At 62.6% G+C, this 16,990-nt stretch carries 18 protein-coding genes; 13 read left to right on the top strand and 5 right to left on the bottom strand.

All coding sequences use genetic code 11. From position 1 onward, the window contains the following. Positions 1 to 6 precede the first annotated feature (6 nt). The 4 genes from AC3WWH_RS01315 to rsmI form a co-directional block, all read right to left on the bottom strand. Positions 7 to 1,011 (bottom strand): ABC transporter permease subunit, encoded by a 1,005-nt coding sequence (locus tag AC3WWH_RS01315; protein ID WP_245299271.1) that lies wholly within the window; start codon positions 1,009 to 1,011, stop codon positions 7 to 9. A 5-nt stretch (positions 1,012 to 1,016) separates the two neighbouring features. Beyond that, on the bottom strand, positions 1,017 to 2,315 hold the full coding sequence (locus AC3WWH_RS01310; RefSeq protein ID WP_058324599.1) for an extracellular solute-binding protein: 1,299 nt from the start codon (positions 2,313 to 2,315) through the stop codon (positions 1,017 to 1,019). Positions 2,316 to 2,476: 161 nt separating this feature from the next. Next, positions 2,477 to 2,845 carry a YraN family protein gene (locus AC3WWH_RS01305; RefSeq protein ID WP_058324598.1) on the bottom strand — a complete coding sequence of 123 codons (369 nt, stop codon included), beginning with the start codon at positions 2,843 to 2,845 and terminating at the stop codon, positions 2,477 to 2,479. Continuing rightward, entirely contained in the window at positions 2,835 to 3,764 is a 930-nt protein-coding gene (gene rsmI / locus AC3WWH_RS01300) for a 16S rRNA (cytidine(1402)-2'-O)-methyltransferase (RefSeq protein WP_058324597.1), read from the bottom strand. The genes AC3WWH_RS01305 and rsmI overlap by 11 nt, the downstream gene beginning before the upstream one ends. A gap of 364 nt (positions 3,765 to 4,128) precedes the next feature. On the opposite strand from rsmI, the gene dnaN reads away from it, so the two are divergent. The 7 genes from dnaN to AC3WWH_RS01265 all read left to right on the top strand — a co-directional run bounded on the left by dnaN (position 4,129) and on the right by AC3WWH_RS01265 (position 9,282). Next, positions 4,129 to 5,247, top strand: coding sequence for a DNA polymerase III subunit beta (dnaN, locus tag AC3WWH_RS01295; RefSeq protein WP_057247928.1), 1,119 nt, complete (start codon positions 4,129 to 4,131; stop codon positions 5,245 to 5,247). A 236-nt stretch (positions 5,248 to 5,483) separates the two neighbouring features. Next, positions 5,484 to 6,086: a phospholipid N-methyltransferase PmtA gene (pmtA, locus tag AC3WWH_RS01290; protein WP_082615696.1), complete on the top strand. Its 603-nt coding sequence runs from the start codon at positions 5,484 to 5,486 to the stop codon at positions 6,084 to 6,086. 4 nt (positions 6,087 to 6,090) lie between these two features. Next, entirely contained in the window at positions 6,091 to 6,678 is a 588-nt protein-coding gene (locus AC3WWH_RS01285) for a histidine phosphatase family protein (RefSeq protein WP_058324596.1), read from the top strand. 3 nt (positions 6,679 to 6,681) lie between these two features. Then, complete coding sequence (gene pyrF, locus AC3WWH_RS01280; protein ID WP_058324595.1) at positions 6,682 to 7,386, top strand: orotidine-5'-phosphate decarboxylase; 705 nt, start codon at positions 6,682 to 6,684, stop codon at positions 7,384 to 7,386. 105 nt (positions 7,387 to 7,491) lie between these two features. Continuing rightward, positions 7,492 to 7,779: a DUF1330 domain-containing protein gene (locus AC3WWH_RS01275; protein ID WP_057247925.1), complete on the top strand. Its 288-nt coding sequence runs from the start codon at positions 7,492 to 7,494 to the stop codon at positions 7,777 to 7,779. A gap of 121 nt (positions 7,780 to 7,900) precedes the next feature. Beyond that, positions 7,901 to 8,881, top strand: a complete 981-nt coding sequence (locus AC3WWH_RS01270; RefSeq protein WP_057247924.1) for a complex I NDUFA9 subunit family protein — start codon at positions 7,901 to 7,903, stop codon at positions 8,879 to 8,881. Positions 8,882 to 9,120: 239 nt separating this feature from the next. Continuing rightward, the gene (locus tag AC3WWH_RS01265) at positions 9,121 to 9,282 is read left to right on the top strand and encodes a hypothetical protein (RefSeq protein WP_093236169.1); all 162 of its coding nucleotides are present in this window, start codon (positions 9,121 to 9,123) and stop codon (positions 9,280 to 9,282) included. A gap of 239 nt (positions 9,283 to 9,521) precedes the next feature. On the opposite strand, the gene AC3WWH_RS01260 is transcribed toward AC3WWH_RS01265, so the two are convergent. Next, positions 9,522 to 10,328: an undecaprenyl-diphosphate phosphatase gene (locus tag AC3WWH_RS01260; RefSeq protein WP_058324594.1), complete on the bottom strand. Its 807-nt coding sequence runs from the start codon at positions 10,326 to 10,328 to the stop codon at positions 9,522 to 9,524. Between the two features lie 162 nt (positions 10,329 to 10,490). Between AC3WWH_RS01260 and AC3WWH_RS01255 the strand changes: the two genes are divergently transcribed. The 6 genes from AC3WWH_RS01255 to AC3WWH_RS01230 all read left to right on the top strand — a co-directional run bounded on the left by AC3WWH_RS01255 (position 10,491) and on the right by AC3WWH_RS01230 (position 16,961). Then, the gene (locus AC3WWH_RS01255) at positions 10,491 to 11,183 is read left to right on the top strand and encodes a glutathione S-transferase family protein (protein ID WP_058324593.1); all 693 of its coding nucleotides are present in this window, start codon (positions 10,491 to 10,493) and stop codon (positions 11,181 to 11,183) included. 10 nt (positions 11,184 to 11,193) lie between these two features. Beyond that, positions 11,194 to 12,366, top strand: coding sequence for a tRNA epoxyqueuosine(34) reductase QueG (gene queG, locus AC3WWH_RS01250; protein WP_113399018.1), 1,173 nt, complete (start codon positions 11,194 to 11,196; stop codon positions 12,364 to 12,366). Further along, positions 12,354 to 13,229, top strand: coding sequence for an SDR family oxidoreductase (locus AC3WWH_RS01245; protein WP_058324591.1), 876 nt, complete (start codon positions 12,354 to 12,356; stop codon positions 13,227 to 13,229). The genes queG and AC3WWH_RS01245 overlap by 13 nt, the downstream gene beginning before the upstream one ends. A gap of 460 nt (positions 13,230 to 13,689) precedes the next feature. Further along, positions 13,690 to 14,064: a septal ring lytic transglycosylase RlpA family protein gene (locus tag AC3WWH_RS01240; RefSeq protein ID WP_057247919.1), complete on the top strand. Its 375-nt coding sequence runs from the start codon at positions 13,690 to 13,692 to the stop codon at positions 14,062 to 14,064. Between the two features lie 136 nt (positions 14,065 to 14,200). Then, on the top strand, positions 14,201 to 15,490 hold the full coding sequence (locus AC3WWH_RS01235) for an RsmB/NOP family class I SAM-dependent RNA methyltransferase (protein ID WP_057247918.1): 1,290 nt from the start codon (positions 14,201 to 14,203) through the stop codon (positions 15,488 to 15,490). A 190-nt stretch (positions 15,491 to 15,680) separates the two neighbouring features. Next, positions 15,681 to 16,961 carry an imelysin family protein gene (locus AC3WWH_RS01230; RefSeq protein WP_058324590.1) on the top strand — a complete coding sequence of 427 codons (1,281 nt, stop codon included), beginning with the start codon at positions 15,681 to 15,683 and terminating at the stop codon, positions 16,959 to 16,961. The last annotated feature ends 29 nt before the right edge of the window (positions 16,962 to 16,990 follow it).

Raw genomic sequence — 16,990 nt, 5'->3', positions numbered from 1 at the left:
CTCACCTCAGTTGTAGTGCACGCGCCGCTCGATGAAGCGGAACTGGAAGATGGTGAGCACGAAGACGATCAGCATCAGGATCACCGACTGGGCCGAAGAGCCGCCGAGATCGTTGCCGCGGAAACCGTCCATGTAGACCTTGTAGACAAGGGTGATCGGGTTGTTGGCGGCCTTGTCCTTCACCATCACGTCGATGACGCCGAAGGTATCGAACAGCGCATAGGTGACATTGATGATCAACAGGAAGAAGGCGGTCGGCGCCAAGAGCGGCAGGATCACCGTCCAGAAGCGGCGGAAGCCGGAGCGGCAATCGATCGCCGCCGCCTCGCGCACCGAGACCGGGATGCCCTGCAGGCCCGAGAGGAAGAAGATGAAGTTATACGGGATCTGCTTCCAGACGGAGACGACCACCATGGAAAAGGCGGTGTCGAAGTAATTCCGACCGACCTTGATGTCCCAGCCGAACCAGCGGGCGAGTTCGACGATCGGGCCGATATGCTGGTCGAAGAACATCATGCCGATGAGGCCGGCGACCGGCGGCGCGATGGCATAGACCCATATGAGCAGCGTCTTGTAGGCGGCGTTGCCGCGGATGACGCCATCGGCCTTGACGGCGAGCAGCAAGCCGATCGACAGCGCGAAGAAGGTGACGAGCGCCGTGAAGACGGCAGTGAAGCGGGCGATTCCGAGATACTCGCCCGATTTCAGCACGTCGGTATAGTTCGTCATGCCGACGAAGGTCGAGCCGAAGCCGAAGGGGTCTTCCAGATAGAAGGACGACTGGATCGCCTGAACCGACGGCCAGTAGAAGAAGATGAAGATGATCGCGAGCTGTGGCGCGAGGAAGAGGTAGGGCAGGAACGGCGAGGAGAACTGAACGCGCTTGGCAACGCCTTCTCCTCCGCTCTTCGACTGGCCACCGAAAAACCGGAAGGCGCCGAAGCGACGCCCGCCGGTTTGGGTTCCGGTTCCTCCCCGCGAGGCGGGGAGGAGATCTGTCGCGGTCGACATGGAGATCAGCCGGCCGTCTTGGCGAAGCGAGCGAGCAGCTCGTTGCCTTCCTTTTCGATCGTGTCGAAAGCGTCCTTGACGGTCGTTTCGCCCGAGAAGATGCGGCCGTATTCGCGTTCCATGATTTCGCGGATCTGCGGGTAGAAGCCGAGGCGGTAGCCCTTCGACCAGTCACCGGCCGGCAGCAGCAGCTGCTTGATGCCGACTTCAGCAACCGGCTTTTCCTTGTAGTAGCCGTCCTTCTGGGCGAGCTCGTAGGCTGCCTTGGTGATGGCAACGTAGCCGGTGGACTTGTGGTAGAAGTACTGGATTTCCGGCGAGGTCAGGAACTGGAAGAAGTCGGCAACGCACTTGTTCTCTTCATCCGACTTGCCGGACATGGCAAACAGTGCCGCGCCGCCGATGAAGGAATTGGTGCCGGCACCCTTGATCGAGCCCCAATAGGGCAGGAAGGTTGCCGAGAACGGCATCTGCGCCGTCTTCTGCAGGCCGCCGAAGGAGCCCGACGAACCGATCCAGAACGCAGCCTTGCCTTCTTCGAAGACCTTCTGGTTGTCGTTCCAGCCGGCGCCGTAGAAAGCGAAGTAGCCTTCGTCCTTCCAGGCCTTGAGCTTGTCGAACATCATGATGAGGTTCGGGTCGGTGACCTTCAGCTGCGTGTCGACGACGGCGTCATAGCCGTTGTTGTTGGTGGCGAACTGGATGTTGTTGCGGGAGAAGAAGTTCTCCGTGAACTGCCAGGTGAGCTGCGACTGGACGAGCGGGATGTAGCCGGCTTCCTTCAGCTTCGGGGCAACCGCTTCAAACTCTTCCCAGGTCTTCGGCGCTTCGACGCCGGCCTTCTTCAGGGCCTCGTCGTTGATGTACATGATCGGCGCCGACGAGTTGAACGGCATGCCGACGAACTTGCCTTCGCTGTCGGCGTAGAAGTAGCGTACGCCGTCGATGAAGGCGTTGCGGTCGAAGTTGTGGCCAGCCTTGATGATCAGGTCTTCGGCCGGAATGACCGCGCCCTTGGCGTTGATGATCGTGGCGGCGCCGGCGTCGAAGACCTGCAGGATGTTCGGCTGTTCGCCCGAGCGGAAAGCGGCGATGCCGGAAGCGAGCGCTTCCTCGTAGGTGCCCTTGGAAACCGGGGTCAGTGCGCAGGCGCTCTGGGCTTCGTTGAACTTCTTGGAAACTTCATTGATGACTTCGCCGTTGCGGCCGGCCATGCCGTGCCACCAGGTGATATTGGTCGCGGCAAATGATGACGTCGCGGAAAAAGCGAAGCTAAGGGCTGCGAATGAAAACTTCTTGAACATGACTTGGTCCCTCTCCACCGGGTTGCGGATGGCTTGGACTAGTGACGTTCAATGACAGGCCCGTAACGCTTTTATGTCGGAACGATTACAAATTCGCGATTTTGTTCCAAGACGGGATGCGGGCGGAACAACGCAATCATTTTCCCTCATCTCGCGCCGGTTCAGAAGGCATCCGGCAGATGCCGCGGCCAGCCCCAAGGGGTCACCGTGATGATGTCGTAGCGCACGGAAAGCCTGTTGAAATCCGGTTGCCTGGCCAGCCAGAGATCGCTCGCAGCGCGAATGCGTTTTTGCGCCGTGGCCGTCACCGCGAAGACGCCGTCCTCGGCCGAGCGGCGCGCCTTGACCTCGACGCAGGCGATGAGATCGCCGCGCCGGGCGATGATGTCGATCTCGCCGAGCTTGGTGCGATGGCGTATGGCGACGATGCGATAGCCCTTCAGCAACAGGCAGAGTGCCGCGCGGTATTCGGCGAGTTGCCCCCGCCTCAGCGCTTTCAGCTTCCGCCGGTCGCTGCCGTCAGCCGTCATGGCGCTCCTTCAGCTGCAGCAGCCGGTCATAGAGCTCCTTGCGCGGCACGCCCGTCTGGCGGGCGGCTTCGGTCGCCGCCTTGCCGGCCGGCATGTCGGCGACAAGGCTCAGCAGCAGGGCGTCGACATCGGCCGCTTCCGGCTCGGGTGCGGCATCCGGCGGACCGATGACGAGCACGATCTCGCCTTTGACTGCACCCGCTTCTCCATAATGGGCGGCAAGCTCGCCGAGCGTGCCGCGGCGGAACTCCTCGAAGGTCTTGGTGAGCTCGCGGCAGACGGCAGCCCGCCTACCCTCGCCCAGCACCTCGGCTGCGGCCGCCACTGTCGCAGCAATCCGGTGCGGCGATTCAAAGAACATGATTGTCGCCGGCACGGCCGCGAATTCCCTGAGGCGATCGCGTTTCGCCTTGTCCTTGGTCGGCAGGAAACCGGCAAAGAGGAAGGCATCGTTCGGTAGGCCGGAGCCGACGAGCGCTGCAAGCGGCGCCGAGGCGCCCGGGATCGGCACGACGCGATGACCGGCTTCGATCGCACGCTGCCCCAGCCGGTAGCCCGGGTCGGAAACCAGCGGCGTTCCGGCGTCGGAGACGAGCGCCACCGATCGCCCTTCTGCGAGTGCTGCAAGCAGCCGGGGGCCGGCTTCGTCGGCATTGTGCTCGTGATAGGCGTAGGGCCGGTTCACGATGCCATAGCGGTCGAGCAGCACGCGCGTAACCCTCGTGTCCTCGCAGGCGAGCACATCGGCGCCGGCAAGCGTTTCCAGTGCGCGCAGCGTAATGTCGCCGAGATTGCCGATCGGGGTCGCCACCAGATAGAGCGCCGCATCGAGGGGCCGGGCCGGAACGCTGACATTGTGCAGGCGATAGCTACGCTCTCTCTGCCCGCCCGATGCTTCCGATGTCTTCTGCTTTTCCACCTGTAACGTCCTGATCGTGCTTACCGATGCGCCGGATCACGGTTGTGATTTCGGGCCGGTCGCCCCGAAATCACAAACGTGATCCTTTCTCGCAAGTTAGAGCGGGATGCGGGCGGAAAACCGCAAACACTTTTCCTCATCCCACTCGTTTCGCCTTTATGAGTGAGCCGGCAGGGCAGGGCAAGGGTCGCGCTGCTGGCCGGCATGCCACATCTGGGGACAGAAGCCCTCAAACCCCTTGCTTTCCGGGCGCTGTTTCTGCCATTTTGCCGGTCCACATCTTTCCGGTCGGTCGGCCGGGACACTCGCAGTTGACGCTCAGGCGGACGCTCGTCTGCCGGGCAATGGTTGAAAGCGGCATCCCATGCGCATTACTCTCGAGCGGTCCAACCTCCTGAAATCGCTGAACCACGTGCACCGCGTGGTCGAGCGGCGAAACACGATCCCGATCCTCTCGAACGTGCTCTTGCGTTCCGACGGTGCGAGCCTCGAAATGAAGGCGACCGACCTCGACCTCGAAATCACCGAGGCGACACCGGCGCAGGTGGAACAGTCGGGCGCGACCACGGTGCCGGCGCATCTGCTCTACGACATCGTGCGCAAGCTGCCCGACGGTTCGGAAGTGCTGCTCGCCACCAATGCCGAGGGCACGGCGATGACCGTTGCCTCGGGCCGTTCGAAATTCTCGCTGCAGTGCCTGCCGCAGTCCGACTTCCCGGATCTCACCGCCGGCAGCTTCTCGCACTCCTTCCGCCTCAAGGCGACCGACCTCAAGATGTTGATCGATCGCACCCAGTTTGCGATCTCGACCGAGGAAACCCGCTATTATCTCAACGGCATTTTCGTGCACACCGTCGAGAGCAAGGGCGAACTGAAGCTGCGCGCCGTCGCCACGGACGGTCACCGCCTCGCCCGCGCCGACGTTGAAGCGCCGTCCGGCTCCGAAGGCATGCCGGGCATCATCATCCCGCGCAAGACCGTCAGCGAACTGCAGAAGCTGCTCGACAACCCGGACCTCGTCGTCACCGTCGAAGTCTCGGACGCCAAGATCCGACTGACGATGGGGTCGATCGTCATGACCTCGAAGCTGATCGACGGCACCTTCCCGGATTACCAGCGCGTGATCCCGGCCAACAACGACAAGGAACTGCGCGTCGATTGCCAGTCCTTCGCCCAGGCCGTCGACCGTGTTTCGACGATCTCGTCCGAGCGCGGCCGCGCCGTCAAGCTGGCGCTGAACGAAGGCCAGATGACGCTGACGGTCAACAATCCGGATTCGGGTAGCGCCACCGAAGAGCTGCCCGTCGGCTACGACCACGACCCGCTCGAAATCGGCTTCAACGCCAAGTATTTGCTCGACATCACCTCGCAGCTGACCGGCACCGATGCGATTTTCATGCTGGCCGATCCGGGCTCGCCGACGCTCGTTCGCGATCTTGCTGCCGAGGATGCACTTTACGTGCTGATGCCGATGCGCGTGTAACCGGGCCTGACGCGGCGCGAAATACCAACCCGTCACGCCCGCTCGTGACGGGTTTTTTGTTGATCGATCCATCCGGCGGCTGTTGATAAGGCGACGCTTTCAGGCGCAGACAGACTTGTTTTTGCCGCAGATGGGGACACATTATGATTGCCGCCGCCCGGATCGGCTCGAATCAACGAGCCGGGATCACAGCGGGCGGCCCGAATGAGGAGAGGACGACGGTTTTGAGGGGTTCAATGAATTTGCGCGTGAAGGTGAAGGAACGGCTCGGACGGAAGTTCGATGAGGAAATTCGCTTTTTCAAGGGATGGATGAGCAATGCCAAGGCTGTCGGCGCAATCCTGCCGACCTCTTCCATAACCGCGCGCCGAATGGCGAGCGTCATCAATCCTGCTTCGGGCCTGCCGGTTCTTGAGCTGGGCCCGGGCACGGGTGTCATCACGAAGGCAATTCTGGAACGCGGCCTGCCCGCATCGAGCCTTGTCTCGGTCGAATATTCGACCGACTTCTATAACCAGCTCAGGGCCAACTTCGCCGGCGTCAATTTCGTCAATGGCGATGCTTTCGATCTGGAACATACGCTCGGCGAGCTGAAGGGACAGACCTTCGACAGTGTCGTCTCGGCAGTGCCGCTCTTGAACTTCCCGATGCATCGGCGCGTCGAGCTGATCGACGACCTGCTCTCGCGCATTCCGGCCGGCCGGCCGGTCGTGCAGATTTCCTATGGGCCGCTCTCGCCCGTCGTCGCCATGCCGGACCGCTACAGCATCCAGCATCTCGACTTCGTCGTGCGCAACATCCCGCCGGCACAGCTTTGGGTCTATCGTCGGGCGCACTGACGGGATGTTCGGCGTCTACGTCACCCATCCGCAGGTCTGGATCGATCCGGACGTGCCCGTCCCGCAATGGGAACTTTCCGCTGTTGGCCGCGATCGTGCGGCCCTGACGGCGGCGTTGCCGTGGGTGCGCTCGCTCGGGAGGATCGTCTCGAGCGACGAAACCAAGGCGATCGAAACGGCCCAGCTGCTTGCCGATGCCGCCGGCCTGACGGTCGAAATTCACCATGACATGGGCGAGAACGATCGCTCCGCCACCGGCTTCCTACCGCCGCCGGAATTCGAGAAGGCGGCCGACTGGTTCTTCGCCCATCCGGCGGAAAGTTTTAAGGGCTGGGAGCGCGCGATCGACGCCCAGACGCGGATCTCGGACGCAGTGTTCCGTGTCCTCGAAGGGCACGACACCAAGATCCCAATCGCCTTCGTCGGCCATGGCGGCGTCGGCACCCTTTTGAAGTGCCGGCTGCTCGGCGCGCCGATTGCCCGCAGTTCCGACCAGAAGGGCGGTGGCGGCGGCAACGTCTTCGCTTTCCGCCTTGCGGATCGCGCCGTCGCATGCGACTGGACCCCGATGGAAAACTGGCAGGGGATCTAGACGATGACCGAAACCGCGCGCGACAGATTGATCGTAGGCCTCGACCTTCCGACGATCGCCGATGCCGAGAGGATCGTGTCGACGCTCGGGAACGACGTCTCCTTCTACAAGATCGGCTATCAGCTGGTCTTTGCCGGCGGGCTTGAATTCGCGCGCGACCTTGCCGCCAGCGGCAAGAACGTCTTCCTCGACATGAAGCTGCTCGATATCGACAACACGGTTGCCAAGGGTGTCGAGAACATCGTCAAGATGGGCATGTCGATGTTGACCCTGCACGCCTATCCGAAGGCGATGAAGGCGGCCGTCGAAGCCGCTAGAGGTTCCGATCTCTGCCTCCTCGGCGTCACCGTGCTCACCTCGATGGACGAGCAGGACGTGATCGATGCCGGCTACGAATACGACCCGCACACGCTGGTGCTGCGCCGGGCCGAACAGGCGCGCGCCGCCGGCATGGGCGGCATCGTCTGCTCGGCGGAAGAATCCGCAGCGGTCCGCAAGATCATCGGACCGAACATGGCGCTGGTGACGCCGGGTATCCGCCCTGCCGGCGCCGACAAGGGCGACCAGAAGCGGGTGATGACGCCGGCCGAAGCCTTGAAGGCCGGATCCAGCCACCTCGTCGTCGCGCGCCCAATCGTCGCAGCCGCCGAGCCGCTTGCGGCCGCCCGCGCCATTCTCGCGGAAATGAACGGCGCGCTTGCCCGCTGATGCGGGCGGCGCCAGGAACCCATCGCGATCCGCTTGACCTCAATCAAAATTTGCCGGAAGTAAGTCTCCCGTCAGCCTTCAGCGGTGCAAGACGAGGAGTTCACTATGGCCAAGGGATACTGGATCGCACGGGTCGATGTCCGCGACCCCGAGCGCTACAAGGATTATGTGACGGCAGCAAAGCCGGCCTTCGAGAAATACGGCGCGAATTTTCTCGCGCGCGGCGGCGAACATCATCGCCTTGAGGGCGGCGTGCGCGCGCGCAACGTCGTCATCGAATTTCCGTCGCTGCAGGCAGCGGTCGACTGTTACAACTCGCCCGAATACCAGATTGCCGCCGCGATCCGCCAGGAAGTCGCCGACGCGGAGATGGTCGTCGTCGAAGGCGTCTGACGACCCGGCATCCCCATCTTCCGACAGACCCGACAAGCCGCGTGGATTGGCCTTCACCTCTCGCGGCTGTTGGGCTATGTAGCAATCAATTCTTTCCTCTGCGATCAGGAGTGCGTTTCCCATGACCTTGTCCAACCTTCCGCCGCTGGTGACGATTTTCGGCGGATCCGGGTTCGTCGGCCGTCATGTCGTGCGCGCACTCGCCAAGCGCGGCTACCGCATTCGCGTTGCCGTTCGCCGGCCCGACCTTGCCGGCCACCTGCAGCCGCTCGGCAATGTCGGCCAGATCTCCTTTGTCCAGGCGAACCTGCGCTACCGGAAATCCGTCGATCGCGCCGTCGAAGGCTCCGACCACGTCATCAACTGCGTCGGCGTGCTGTTTGAAAAAGGCCGCAACACGTTTGACGCCGTCCAGGATTTCGGCGCGCGCGCGGTGGCAGAAGCGGCACGTAGCGTCGGCGCCACGCTGACGCACATTTCGGCGATCGGCGCGGACGCTTCCTCGCCGTCGCAATACGCCCGCAGCAAGGGCCGCGCCGAGGCGGCGATCCTGGAAACGAAGCCTGACGCGATCATCCTGCGTCCGTCGATCGTCTTCGGTCCCGAGGACGGCTTCTTCAACAAGTTCGCCAACATGGCCCGCTTCTCGCCGGTCCTGCCGCTGATCGGCGGCGGCCACACCAAGTTCCAGCCCGTCTACGTGACCGATGTCGCCGAGGCCGTGGCGCGCGCCGTCGACGGCAAGATCACCAAGGGCAAGATCTACGAACTCGGCGGCCCGGATGTCTTAAGCTTCCGCGACTGTCTCGAGATCATGCTGAACACGATCGACCGCAAGCGCACGCTCGTCTCGCTGCCCTTCGGCGTCGCATCCTTCATCGGCAGCATCGCGTCGATGGTCCCCTTCATCACGCCGCCGCTCACCCCCGACCAGGTGGTGTTGCTGAAATCCGACAATGTCGTCTCGGCAAAGGCGGTTTCCGAGGGACGTACGTTCGCCGGCATTGGCATCGATCCGACCATGTTGGAGTCGATCCTGCCGACCTATCTGGTGCGCTATCGCCCGCAGGGCCAGTACACGCGCAGCGGCCGCGGCGCCTGATCGCCGCAAAGCCCATCTTATTTTGAACGGCCGCCGGTACCCACGGGCGGCCGTTTGCTGTGGTATCCAGGCAACAGCGTTGCAGTTCTGCCGCAGTTAAGAAAGCGAATGGCATTTACCGCAAATTCAACATGTCCTGATATTGATCATGTCATATCCAGAGACTAAACACCGCCTCGCGCCCCGATCGCAAGGCATGACGGCGGGCGGCAGCAGCAATCTCGAAAGGCATAGCGTCCATGGGCAAGTCGATCGCAATCTTTTTTGCGTCTGCGGCACTGATCATTCTGGCTGGCTCATTCATCGCGCCGAACACGGTCGCGAGCAGCGGCAAGGGTTGCGCGCCGGCCTATGGCGTCGATCCGTGCACGACGGCATCGATCGATCTTTCCGGCAACTAAGGCCGGCGCCCTTTAGATCAGGCAATTCCGGACGGAAAGCGGCTTCGCGCTTTTCCTGGAATTGCTTTGGAAGGGCATAGTTAGAGTTATTGGCGGGGGCCAGTGGCCGCGTGCGTTTCACCTTGAGACGCACGCGGCTTTGTTTTTAGCGCCTGTTCCAAGGTCAGAGAAAACTCTGAGGTCAAAGAAAAAGGCGCGTCCAGAACGCGCCTTTTTCGTTTGAGATCGTTGATCCCGGCTCAGCCGAGCAGCCAGAGGCCGATCAATCCGGCCGTGCCGACGACGATGCGCCAGATGGCGAACGGCGTGAAACCGCGCCGCGAGACGAAATCGAGCAACGAACGCACGACGAAGATGCCGGCGACGAACGCCGCGATGAAGCCGACGGCGATTAGGGTGAAATCGTCGAAGGAGAGTGCGTCGCGGTTCTTGTAGAGGTCGAGCGTGAAGGCGCCGAGCATGGTCGGCATCGCCAGGAAGAACGAGAACTCCGCGGCCGAGCGCTTGTCGGTCCCCATCAGCAGGGCGCCGGCGATCGTGGCGCCGGAACGCGAGGTGCCGGGGATCATCGCCAGGCACTGGAACAGGCCGATCTTCAGCGCCAGCGACGGCGGATAGTCCATGACGTCGGTGTAGCGCGGCTTCAGCGGCAGATGGTCGATCGCGTAGAGGATGAAGCCGCCGACGATCAGCACGACACAGATGAGCATCGGCGTTTCGAACAGCACCGTCTTGATGAAATCATGGGCGATTGCGCCGATGACGGCCGCCGGCAGGAAGGCGATCAGAACGGACAGGACGAAGCGGCGCGCCTTGATGCTCGTCGGCAGCGCCAGCGCGATCGACAGAAGCTTCTGGAAATAGACGAGCAGGATCGCCAGAATGGCGCCGAGCTGGATGAGGACGGCGAAGGTGTTGCCCGGCGACTTGAAGCCGAGGAAGTGGCCGGCAAGGAGGACGTGCGCCGTCGACGAAACAGGGATAAACTCCGTCAAGCCCTCGATGAGCCCGAGGACGAGCGCGCTGATGATCGATTGATCCGCCATATATAAGATTTTCCTGACAAGTTTTGGAGTGGGAGGAAAAGGCTGATTCGCTTGTGTTTGCCACCACAAATTTCTATAGCTCTATCACAGGAGCCGTGGCCAGACGCTTGCGCCGCCACGCTGACGCCCCCAGCAAAAAGACTCTGAGAAGCCAGATCATCGATGCCGACACTGTATCATCACCCCATGTCCTCCGCTTCACGGTTCGTTCGCCTTATCCTCTCGGAATATGGCTATCAGACGGAATTGTCCGAGGAACAGCCCTGGGAGAACCGGCGCGACTTCCTGGCCTTGAACCCGGCCGGGACGCTACCGGTCTATGTTGACGACAGTATGAGAGCGCTCTGTGGCGCCACGATCATCTCGGAATATCTCGACGAGACGAACGGAATCATGAAGCGGGATCGCCGGCTTCTGGCGGAGGACCCGTTCCAGCGGGCGGAAATCCGCCGCCTGGTCGAATGGTTCCTGCAGAAGATGGAAGCGGACGTGACGCGGCCGCTGGTGCGCGAGCGGATCTTCAAGCTGCAGATGACGCCGGACCAGGGCGGCGGCGCGCCCGACAGCAAGGTCCTGCGCACCTCGCGCGCCAATATCCGCCAGCATATGAAGTATCTCTCCTGGCTCGCCGGTTCGCGCACCTGGCTTGCCGGCGACCGCATCTCCTATGCGGATCTCGCTGCGGCCGCGACGGTGTCCGTGCTCGACTATCTCGGCGAGATCGACTGGTCGGATGCCCCGACCGCCAAGGAGTGGTACCAGCGGCTGAAGTCCCGCCCCTCCTTCCGCCCGCTGCTTGCCGAGCGCGTGCGCGGCGTGACCCCGGTTCCGCACTATGCGGACCTCGACTTCTGAGGCTGAAACCGTGCCCGGCATCGCTGCCAAGGCTGACAATGGGGATCGACGGCGGCTGAAGCTGACCGAATTCCTGAAAGCCGAGGCGGCAGACAAGGGCTTCGATCTCTGTCGCATCACCCGCCCGGACGCCATTCCCGAGGCGCCGGCTCGGCTCCAGGACTTCCTCGACGACGGCTTCCACGGCACGATGGACTGGCTGGCTGAGACTGCCGAGCGACGCTCCGATCCGCGCACGCTCTGGAGCGACGTGCGCTCGGTGGTGATGTTCGCGATGAACTACGGCCCGGAAGACGATCCGCGCGGGATTCTCGAAAAGACCGATCGCGGCGCGATCTCGGTCTATGCCCAGAACCGCGACTATCACGACATCATCAAGGGCAAGCTCAAGGAAGTCGCGACCCGCTTCGCCGCGCGCGCCGGCGAGGACGTCAAGGTCTTTGTCGACACCGCCCCGGTGATGGAGAAACCCCTCTCGGAGAAGGCCGGCCTCGGCTGGCAGGGCAAGCACACCAATCTCGTCAGTCGCGAATTCGGCTCCTGGCTGTTTCTCGGCAGCCTGTTCACCACGGCGGACCTCGTCATCGACGAGCCGGAGCGCGACCATTGCGGCTCCTGCCGCGCCTGCCTCGATGCCTGCCCGACCGGCGCTTTTCCTGCGCCCTATCAGATCGACGCGCGGCGCTGCATTTCCTACCTGACGATCGAGCACAAGGGTCCGATCGACCCGGAGATGCGCCCGTTGATGGGCAACCGCATCTATGGCTGCGACGACTGTCTCGCCGCCTGCCCCTGGAACAAGTTCGCACAGGCAGCCTCCGAATTGAAGCTGAAGGCGCGCGAGGACCTGAAGGCGCCAGCGCTCGACAGCTTGCTCGACCTCGACGACCCGGCCTTCCGCAGCCTGTTCTCGGGCTCGCCGGTCAAGCGCATCGGCCGCGACCGTTTCGTGCGCAACGTGCTGATCGCGGCCGGCAACTCCGGCGACCAGGCGCTCGTGCCTGCGGTCAAGGCCCGCATCGATGACCCCTCGCCGGTGGTGCGGGCGATGGCGGTCTGGGCGCTGTCACGATTGGTCGCGCCGGCGGCGCTTGCGCAATTTGCCGAACAATGCGAGCCAGAGACGGACGAAGACGTCCTCAACGAATGGCAGATGGCGGGAGTGAGCCGATGCATGTCCTGATCCTTGGCGCCGGTTACTCCGGTATGGCAATCGCACGGGCCATGGCCCCGGCGGCGACAAGCGTTGTCGGCACCACGCGCATCGAAGAGAAGGCGACGAAGCTTGAAAAGGCCGGCATCCGCCCGATCCTCTTCGACGGCGAAACGGTCTCCGACGAACTCGCTGCTGCGCTTGGCCAGGCGACGCACCTGATCCAGTCGATCGCGCCCGGCCGCGACGGCGATCCGATGTTCCGCGCTTCCAGCCCGGACCTCGCGCACCTGGCGCCGAACCTCAAGTGGATCGGTTATCTCTCGACCGTCGGCGTCTATGGCGACCACGGCGGCGAATGGGTCACCGAGGACATGCTGCGCAAACCGGTCTCGGCCCGCTCGGTCGAGCGGGTGGAGGCGGAGGATGCCTGGATCGCCTTCGGCGCGAAGCAGAGCATTCCGGTTGCCGTGTTGAGGCTTGCCGGCATCTACGGCCCCGGACGCAACGCCTTCTGCAATCTCGCAAACGGCACGGCCCGGCGCCTGATCAAGCCTGGGCAGGTGTTCAACCGCATCCGGGTCGAAGATATCGGCGCGGCCACCCTGTTCCTCGCCAACAACGGCACGAGCGGCGTCTTCAACATCACCGACAACGAGCCGGCGCCACCACAGGACGTGGTGCTTGAGGCCGCGCGGCTGATGGGCGTCGAACCGCCGCCGGAAATTCCCTTCGAGCAGGCGGAGCTGTCACCGATGGCCCGCTCCTTCTATGGCGAGAACAAGCGGGTATCGAACGCCCGCATGCGCGCCACCGGTTTCGAGTTCGCGTATCCGGATTATCGCGTTTCGCTTGCGCAGCTCTGGCAATCCGGCACATGGCGCAACGCCTGAAACGCAACTCGGCACTCAATCAATAACATAACCCGAAATGCTTATAGAAAGCCGATAGTCAGTCCATCAGTAATGGCGGCGGCAGCGCCGCCAGAATTGTGACTTTCTCTGGATATTCATTCGATACTTGACGAATTTAATACAACCTGTGCGCTAGTAACGAGTTTTCGACCATCCGGATTCCGGAAATTTCGTCCAATTCGAAATTTTTAATGAAATTTTTCGTTTACCACTGAGTTGCGCCTGCGTGCGGAAGGCTGTCAGCGTTCAACCGCTGATTCCAAAGAACTTCCTGGCTCCATTTAAACTATTTCAAACAATCTTCGTTTTTAAATTTTCGTCATTTTTTAATAAATCCTAATAGATCGTAAATGGTTGAAGCACGTTTTCGCCATTTTTCGCCCCAATTAGCGGTTCCCAGAAGATTTTTATTCAACCATTTGACCGAGGGGATCGCCAGTTGACGCCAGCGAAGATCAAGGCTGCTGCCGCTGCAGCGCTGTTCACGACCGCTATCGGTCTCGTTTCCGTTTCCGATAGCCATGCAGCCGGCGCCGGCTGCGGCGGCGCGTCCTGGTACGCGCTGAGCTCCAAGACCGCCTCCGGCGAGCGCATGAATGCCGCCCGCCTGACCGCCGCCCACCGCAGCCTGAAGTTCGGAACCAAGGTTCAGGTCACCAACAAGCGCAACGGCAAGAGCGTGATCGTTCGGATCAACGACCGTGGGCCATTCATTCGTGGCCGCGTGATCGACCTTTCCAAGGCTGCAGCCTCGCAGATCGGCATGATCCGCTCCGGCCACGCCAGCATCTGTTATCGCGTCATCAATTCCTGATTTTTGAAATACTGCCATCCGACCGATCGTCAGGTGGGTTTACTTGAGAAAGATCATTCTCGGCGGTTAATCTTCTCCGCCGTCTTGCTCTTCGATGCCATCGCCGTTACCACGGCGAAAAAGGAGTTGATCGAAGATGCGTTTGGGCGGCAGGCTCGCTGGAGCCATTGAGGTTCTTGAGGATATCGAAAAGCGGAAGCGCCCGGTCGCCGACGCGCTCAAGGATTGGGGCCTCTCCCATCGCTTCGCCGGATCCGGCGATCGCTCGGCGATCGGCAACATCGTCTACGACGCCCTTCGCATGAAACTCTCGCACGCCTTCCTGATGGACAGCGACAGCGCGTCGGCGCTCGGCCATGCCGTCATGTACCGGCAATGGGGCTTCACCCCGGAAGCGCTCGCTGCCGAACTCGACGGCGACAAATTTGCGCCTGAGATGCCGTCAGCCGAGATGGCGCAAGCCTTCGCCACGCGCCGCCTCGAAGACGCCGCAGCCCACATCCAGGGCGACATTCCCGAATGGGTCCAGGCCTCCTTCGAGGAAAACTTCTCCGATGACTGGCTCGATGAAGCCAAGGCGCTCGCCGGCCGGCCGACGCTCGACCTGCGCGCCAACACGCTGAAGGCCTCGCGCGCCAAGGTGCTGAAAGCGCTGGAGCGAAGCGGCGCCGAACCGGCGACGATCGCCCGCAATGGCATCCGCATTCCCGCCGGCGAAGGCGCCTCGCGCCTGCCGAACGTGACGGCCGAGCTTTCCTTCCAGAAGGGCTGGTTCGAAGTCCAGGACGAAGGCTCGCAGATCGTGGCCGACCTCGCCTTTCCGCAGGAAGGCGAACAGGTGCTCGACTATTGCGCCGGCGGTGGCGGCAAGACGCTCGCGATGTCGGCGGCGATGAACAACAAGGGCCAGGTGCACGCCTACGACACCGACCGCAAGCGTCTTGCCCCGATCATCGAGCGGCTGAAGCGCGCGGGCACCCGCAATGTCCAGGTGCATGAATCCACCGACAGCCTGGCGCCGCTCGCCGGCCGCTTCGACCGTGTGCTCGTCGATGCGCCCTGCACCGGCACCGGCACCTGGCGCCGACGCCCGGACACAAAGTGGCGCCTCAACCAGAAGAACCTCGAGGAGCGCATCTCCCAGCAGGAGGAAGCGCTGGCGAGTGCTGCCCAGTTCGTCCGCCCGGGCGGCCACCTCATCTATGTCACCTGCTCGGTACTGCCTGAGGAAAACGAGGCCCAGGTCTACGGCTTCTGCGAAGACAATCCGGAATTCGAGATCCTGTCGGCGGCCGACATCTGGGCGACGCTCTTCGGCACCGACAAGCCGCAACCCTGGTCGGCCGACATGAAGACGGTGACGCTGACGCCCGCCTCGACCGGCACGGACGGCTTCTTCTTCTGCCTGATGCAACGCAAGGGCTGACGCCTTTTGACAATGGTCAGAACACGCGCATCAGATTGAAAACGTTCTAAACTATACACTTTGACACAAGTTTGCTTTTGGTTCATGAGAGGCAGGCCCGGCCGGGGCCTTTTCTCATGGCCCGACGCCTGAACGATGCCGCGTTTGCGCACTCGCTCGGCTGCGCCGAAGGAAGCAACAGGAGAGGGTCATGACCAAGAAATTCATCCGCGGCGCCGCGCTGGCGTTCATGACGGCAACGTCGGCGTTGGCCCTGCAGCCGGCCCACGCCGCAACCGATGCCGCCGCCGTGGTGAGGCATTACACCGCCGTCGCCCATGCCAAATTCGAAGATGCGCTGACTACGGCCGAGGCACTCGACAAGGCGGTCGACGCGCTGATCGCGACGCCGAGCGAAGAAACGCTGAAGGCCGCGCGCGACGCCTGGCGGAAGGCCCGCAACCCCTACCAGGAAACCGAAGTCTACCGCTTCGGCAACGCGATCGTCGACGAGTGGGAAGGCAAGGTCAACGCCTGGCCGCTGGACGAAGGCCTGATCGACTATGTCGACCCGAGCTATGGCAGCGAGAGCGACGAGAACGCCCTGTTCACCGCCAATGTCATCGCCAACAAGACGATCAAGATCGACGGCAAGGACGTCGATGCCAGCAACATCACGCCGGAATTCCTGGCGGGCACGCTGCAGGAAGCCGGCGGCATCGAGGCGAACGTCGCGACCGGCTACCACGCGATAGAATTCCTGCTCTGGGGCCAGGACCTGAACGGCACCAAGGCTGGCGCCGGAAACCGCCCCTATACCGACTACGACACCAAGGCCTGCACCGGTGGCAATTGCGACCGCCGCGCCGCCTATCTGAAGGCCGCGACCGAGCTCCTGGTTTCCGACCTCAAGGAAATGGTCGCCAACTGGACACCGGACGGTGCCGCAAGCAAGGCCATCGAGGCCGACCCGAAGGCTGGCCTCGTCGCCATCCTCACCGGCATGGGTTCACTCTCCTATGGCGAACTTGCCGGCGAGCGCATGAAGCTCGGCCTGCTGCTGCACGATCCGGAAGAAGAGCATGATTGCTTCTCCGACAACACGCACAACTCGCACCTGCACGACGCGATCGGCATCCAGTCGGCCTATACGGGCGAGTACACCCGCGTCGACGGCACCAAGATGACCGGCCCGTCGCTTTCGGAACTCGTCGCCGCCAAGGACGCAGCGCTCGACAAGGAAATGACCGGCAACCTTTCGACCACAGTCGAGAAGATGCAGGCGATGGCCAAGCGCGCGGAGACCACCGAGGCCTACGACCAGATGATCGGCGAAGGCAATGCCGAGGGCAACGCCACCGTGCAGGCGGCGATCGACGGCCTGATCGCCCAGGCAAAGACCGTTCAGCGCGTCATAGCGTCGCTGGATCTCGGCACGATCGAACTTGAAGGTTCGGACAGCCTGGACAATCCTAACGCTGTCTTCCAATAAGCTGAAAAGGCGGGCCGCGCCGGCACCGG

Source organism: Ensifer sp. EB106-03-01-XG145, from assembly GCF_058792075.1.
The sequence above is the reverse complement of the archived record's forward strand: the minus strand, read 5'-3'. Positions and strand labels throughout refer to the sequence as shown.

Excerpts from the sequence above, each read along its gene's own strand:
- AC3WWH_RS01265 (WP_093236169.1), top strand. The coding sequence starts at position 9,121 with ATGGGCAAGTCGATCGCAATCTTTTTTGCGTCTGCGGCACTGATCATT.
- AC3WWH_RS01260 (WP_058324594.1), bottom strand. The coding sequence starts at position 10,328 with ATGGCGGATCAATCGATCATCAGCGCGCTCGTCCTCGGGCTCATCGAG.
- AC3WWH_RS01315 (WP_245299271.1), bottom strand. The coding sequence starts at position 1,011 with ATGTCGACCGCGACAGATCTCCTCCCCGCCTCGCGGGGAGGAACCGGA.
- AC3WWH_RS01230 (WP_058324590.1), top strand. The coding sequence starts at position 15,681 with ATGACCAAGAAATTCATCCGCGGCGCCGCGCTGGCGTTCATGACGGCA.
- AC3WWH_RS01245 (WP_058324591.1), top strand. The coding sequence starts at position 12,354 with ATGCATGTCCTGATCCTTGGCGCCGGTTACTCCGGTATGGCAATCGCA.
- AC3WWH_RS01305 (WP_058324598.1), bottom strand. The coding sequence starts at position 2,845 with ATGACGGCTGACGGCAGCGACCGGCGGAAGCTGAAAGCGCTGAGGCGG.
- AC3WWH_RS01270 (WP_057247924.1), top strand. The coding sequence starts at position 7,901 with ATGACCTTGTCCAACCTTCCGCCGCTGGTGACGATTTTCGGCGGATCC.
- pmtA (WP_082615696.1), top strand. The coding sequence starts at position 5,484 with ATGAATTTGCGCGTGAAGGTGAAGGAACGGCTCGGACGGAAGTTCGAT.
- pyrF (WP_058324595.1), top strand. The coding sequence starts at position 6,682 with ATGACCGAAACCGCGCGCGACAGATTGATCGTAGGCCTCGACCTTCCG.
- AC3WWH_RS01275 (WP_057247925.1), top strand. The coding sequence starts at position 7,492 with ATGGCCAAGGGATACTGGATCGCACGGGTCGATGTCCGCGACCCCGAG.
- AC3WWH_RS01255 (WP_058324593.1), top strand. The coding sequence starts at position 10,491 with ATGCCGACACTGTATCATCACCCCATGTCCTCCGCTTCACGGTTCGTT.
- AC3WWH_RS01235 (WP_057247918.1), top strand. The coding sequence starts at position 14,201 with ATGCGTTTGGGCGGCAGGCTCGCTGGAGCCATTGAGGTTCTTGAGGAT.
- dnaN (WP_057247928.1), top strand. The coding sequence starts at position 4,129 with ATGCGCATTACTCTCGAGCGGTCCAACCTCCTGAAATCGCTGAACCAC.
- AC3WWH_RS01285 (WP_058324596.1), top strand. The coding sequence starts at position 6,091 with ATGTTCGGCGTCTACGTCACCCATCCGCAGGTCTGGATCGATCCGGAC.
- AC3WWH_RS01310 (WP_058324599.1), bottom strand. The coding sequence starts at position 2,315 with ATGTTCAAGAAGTTTTCATTCGCAGCCCTTAGCTTCGCTTTTTCCGCG.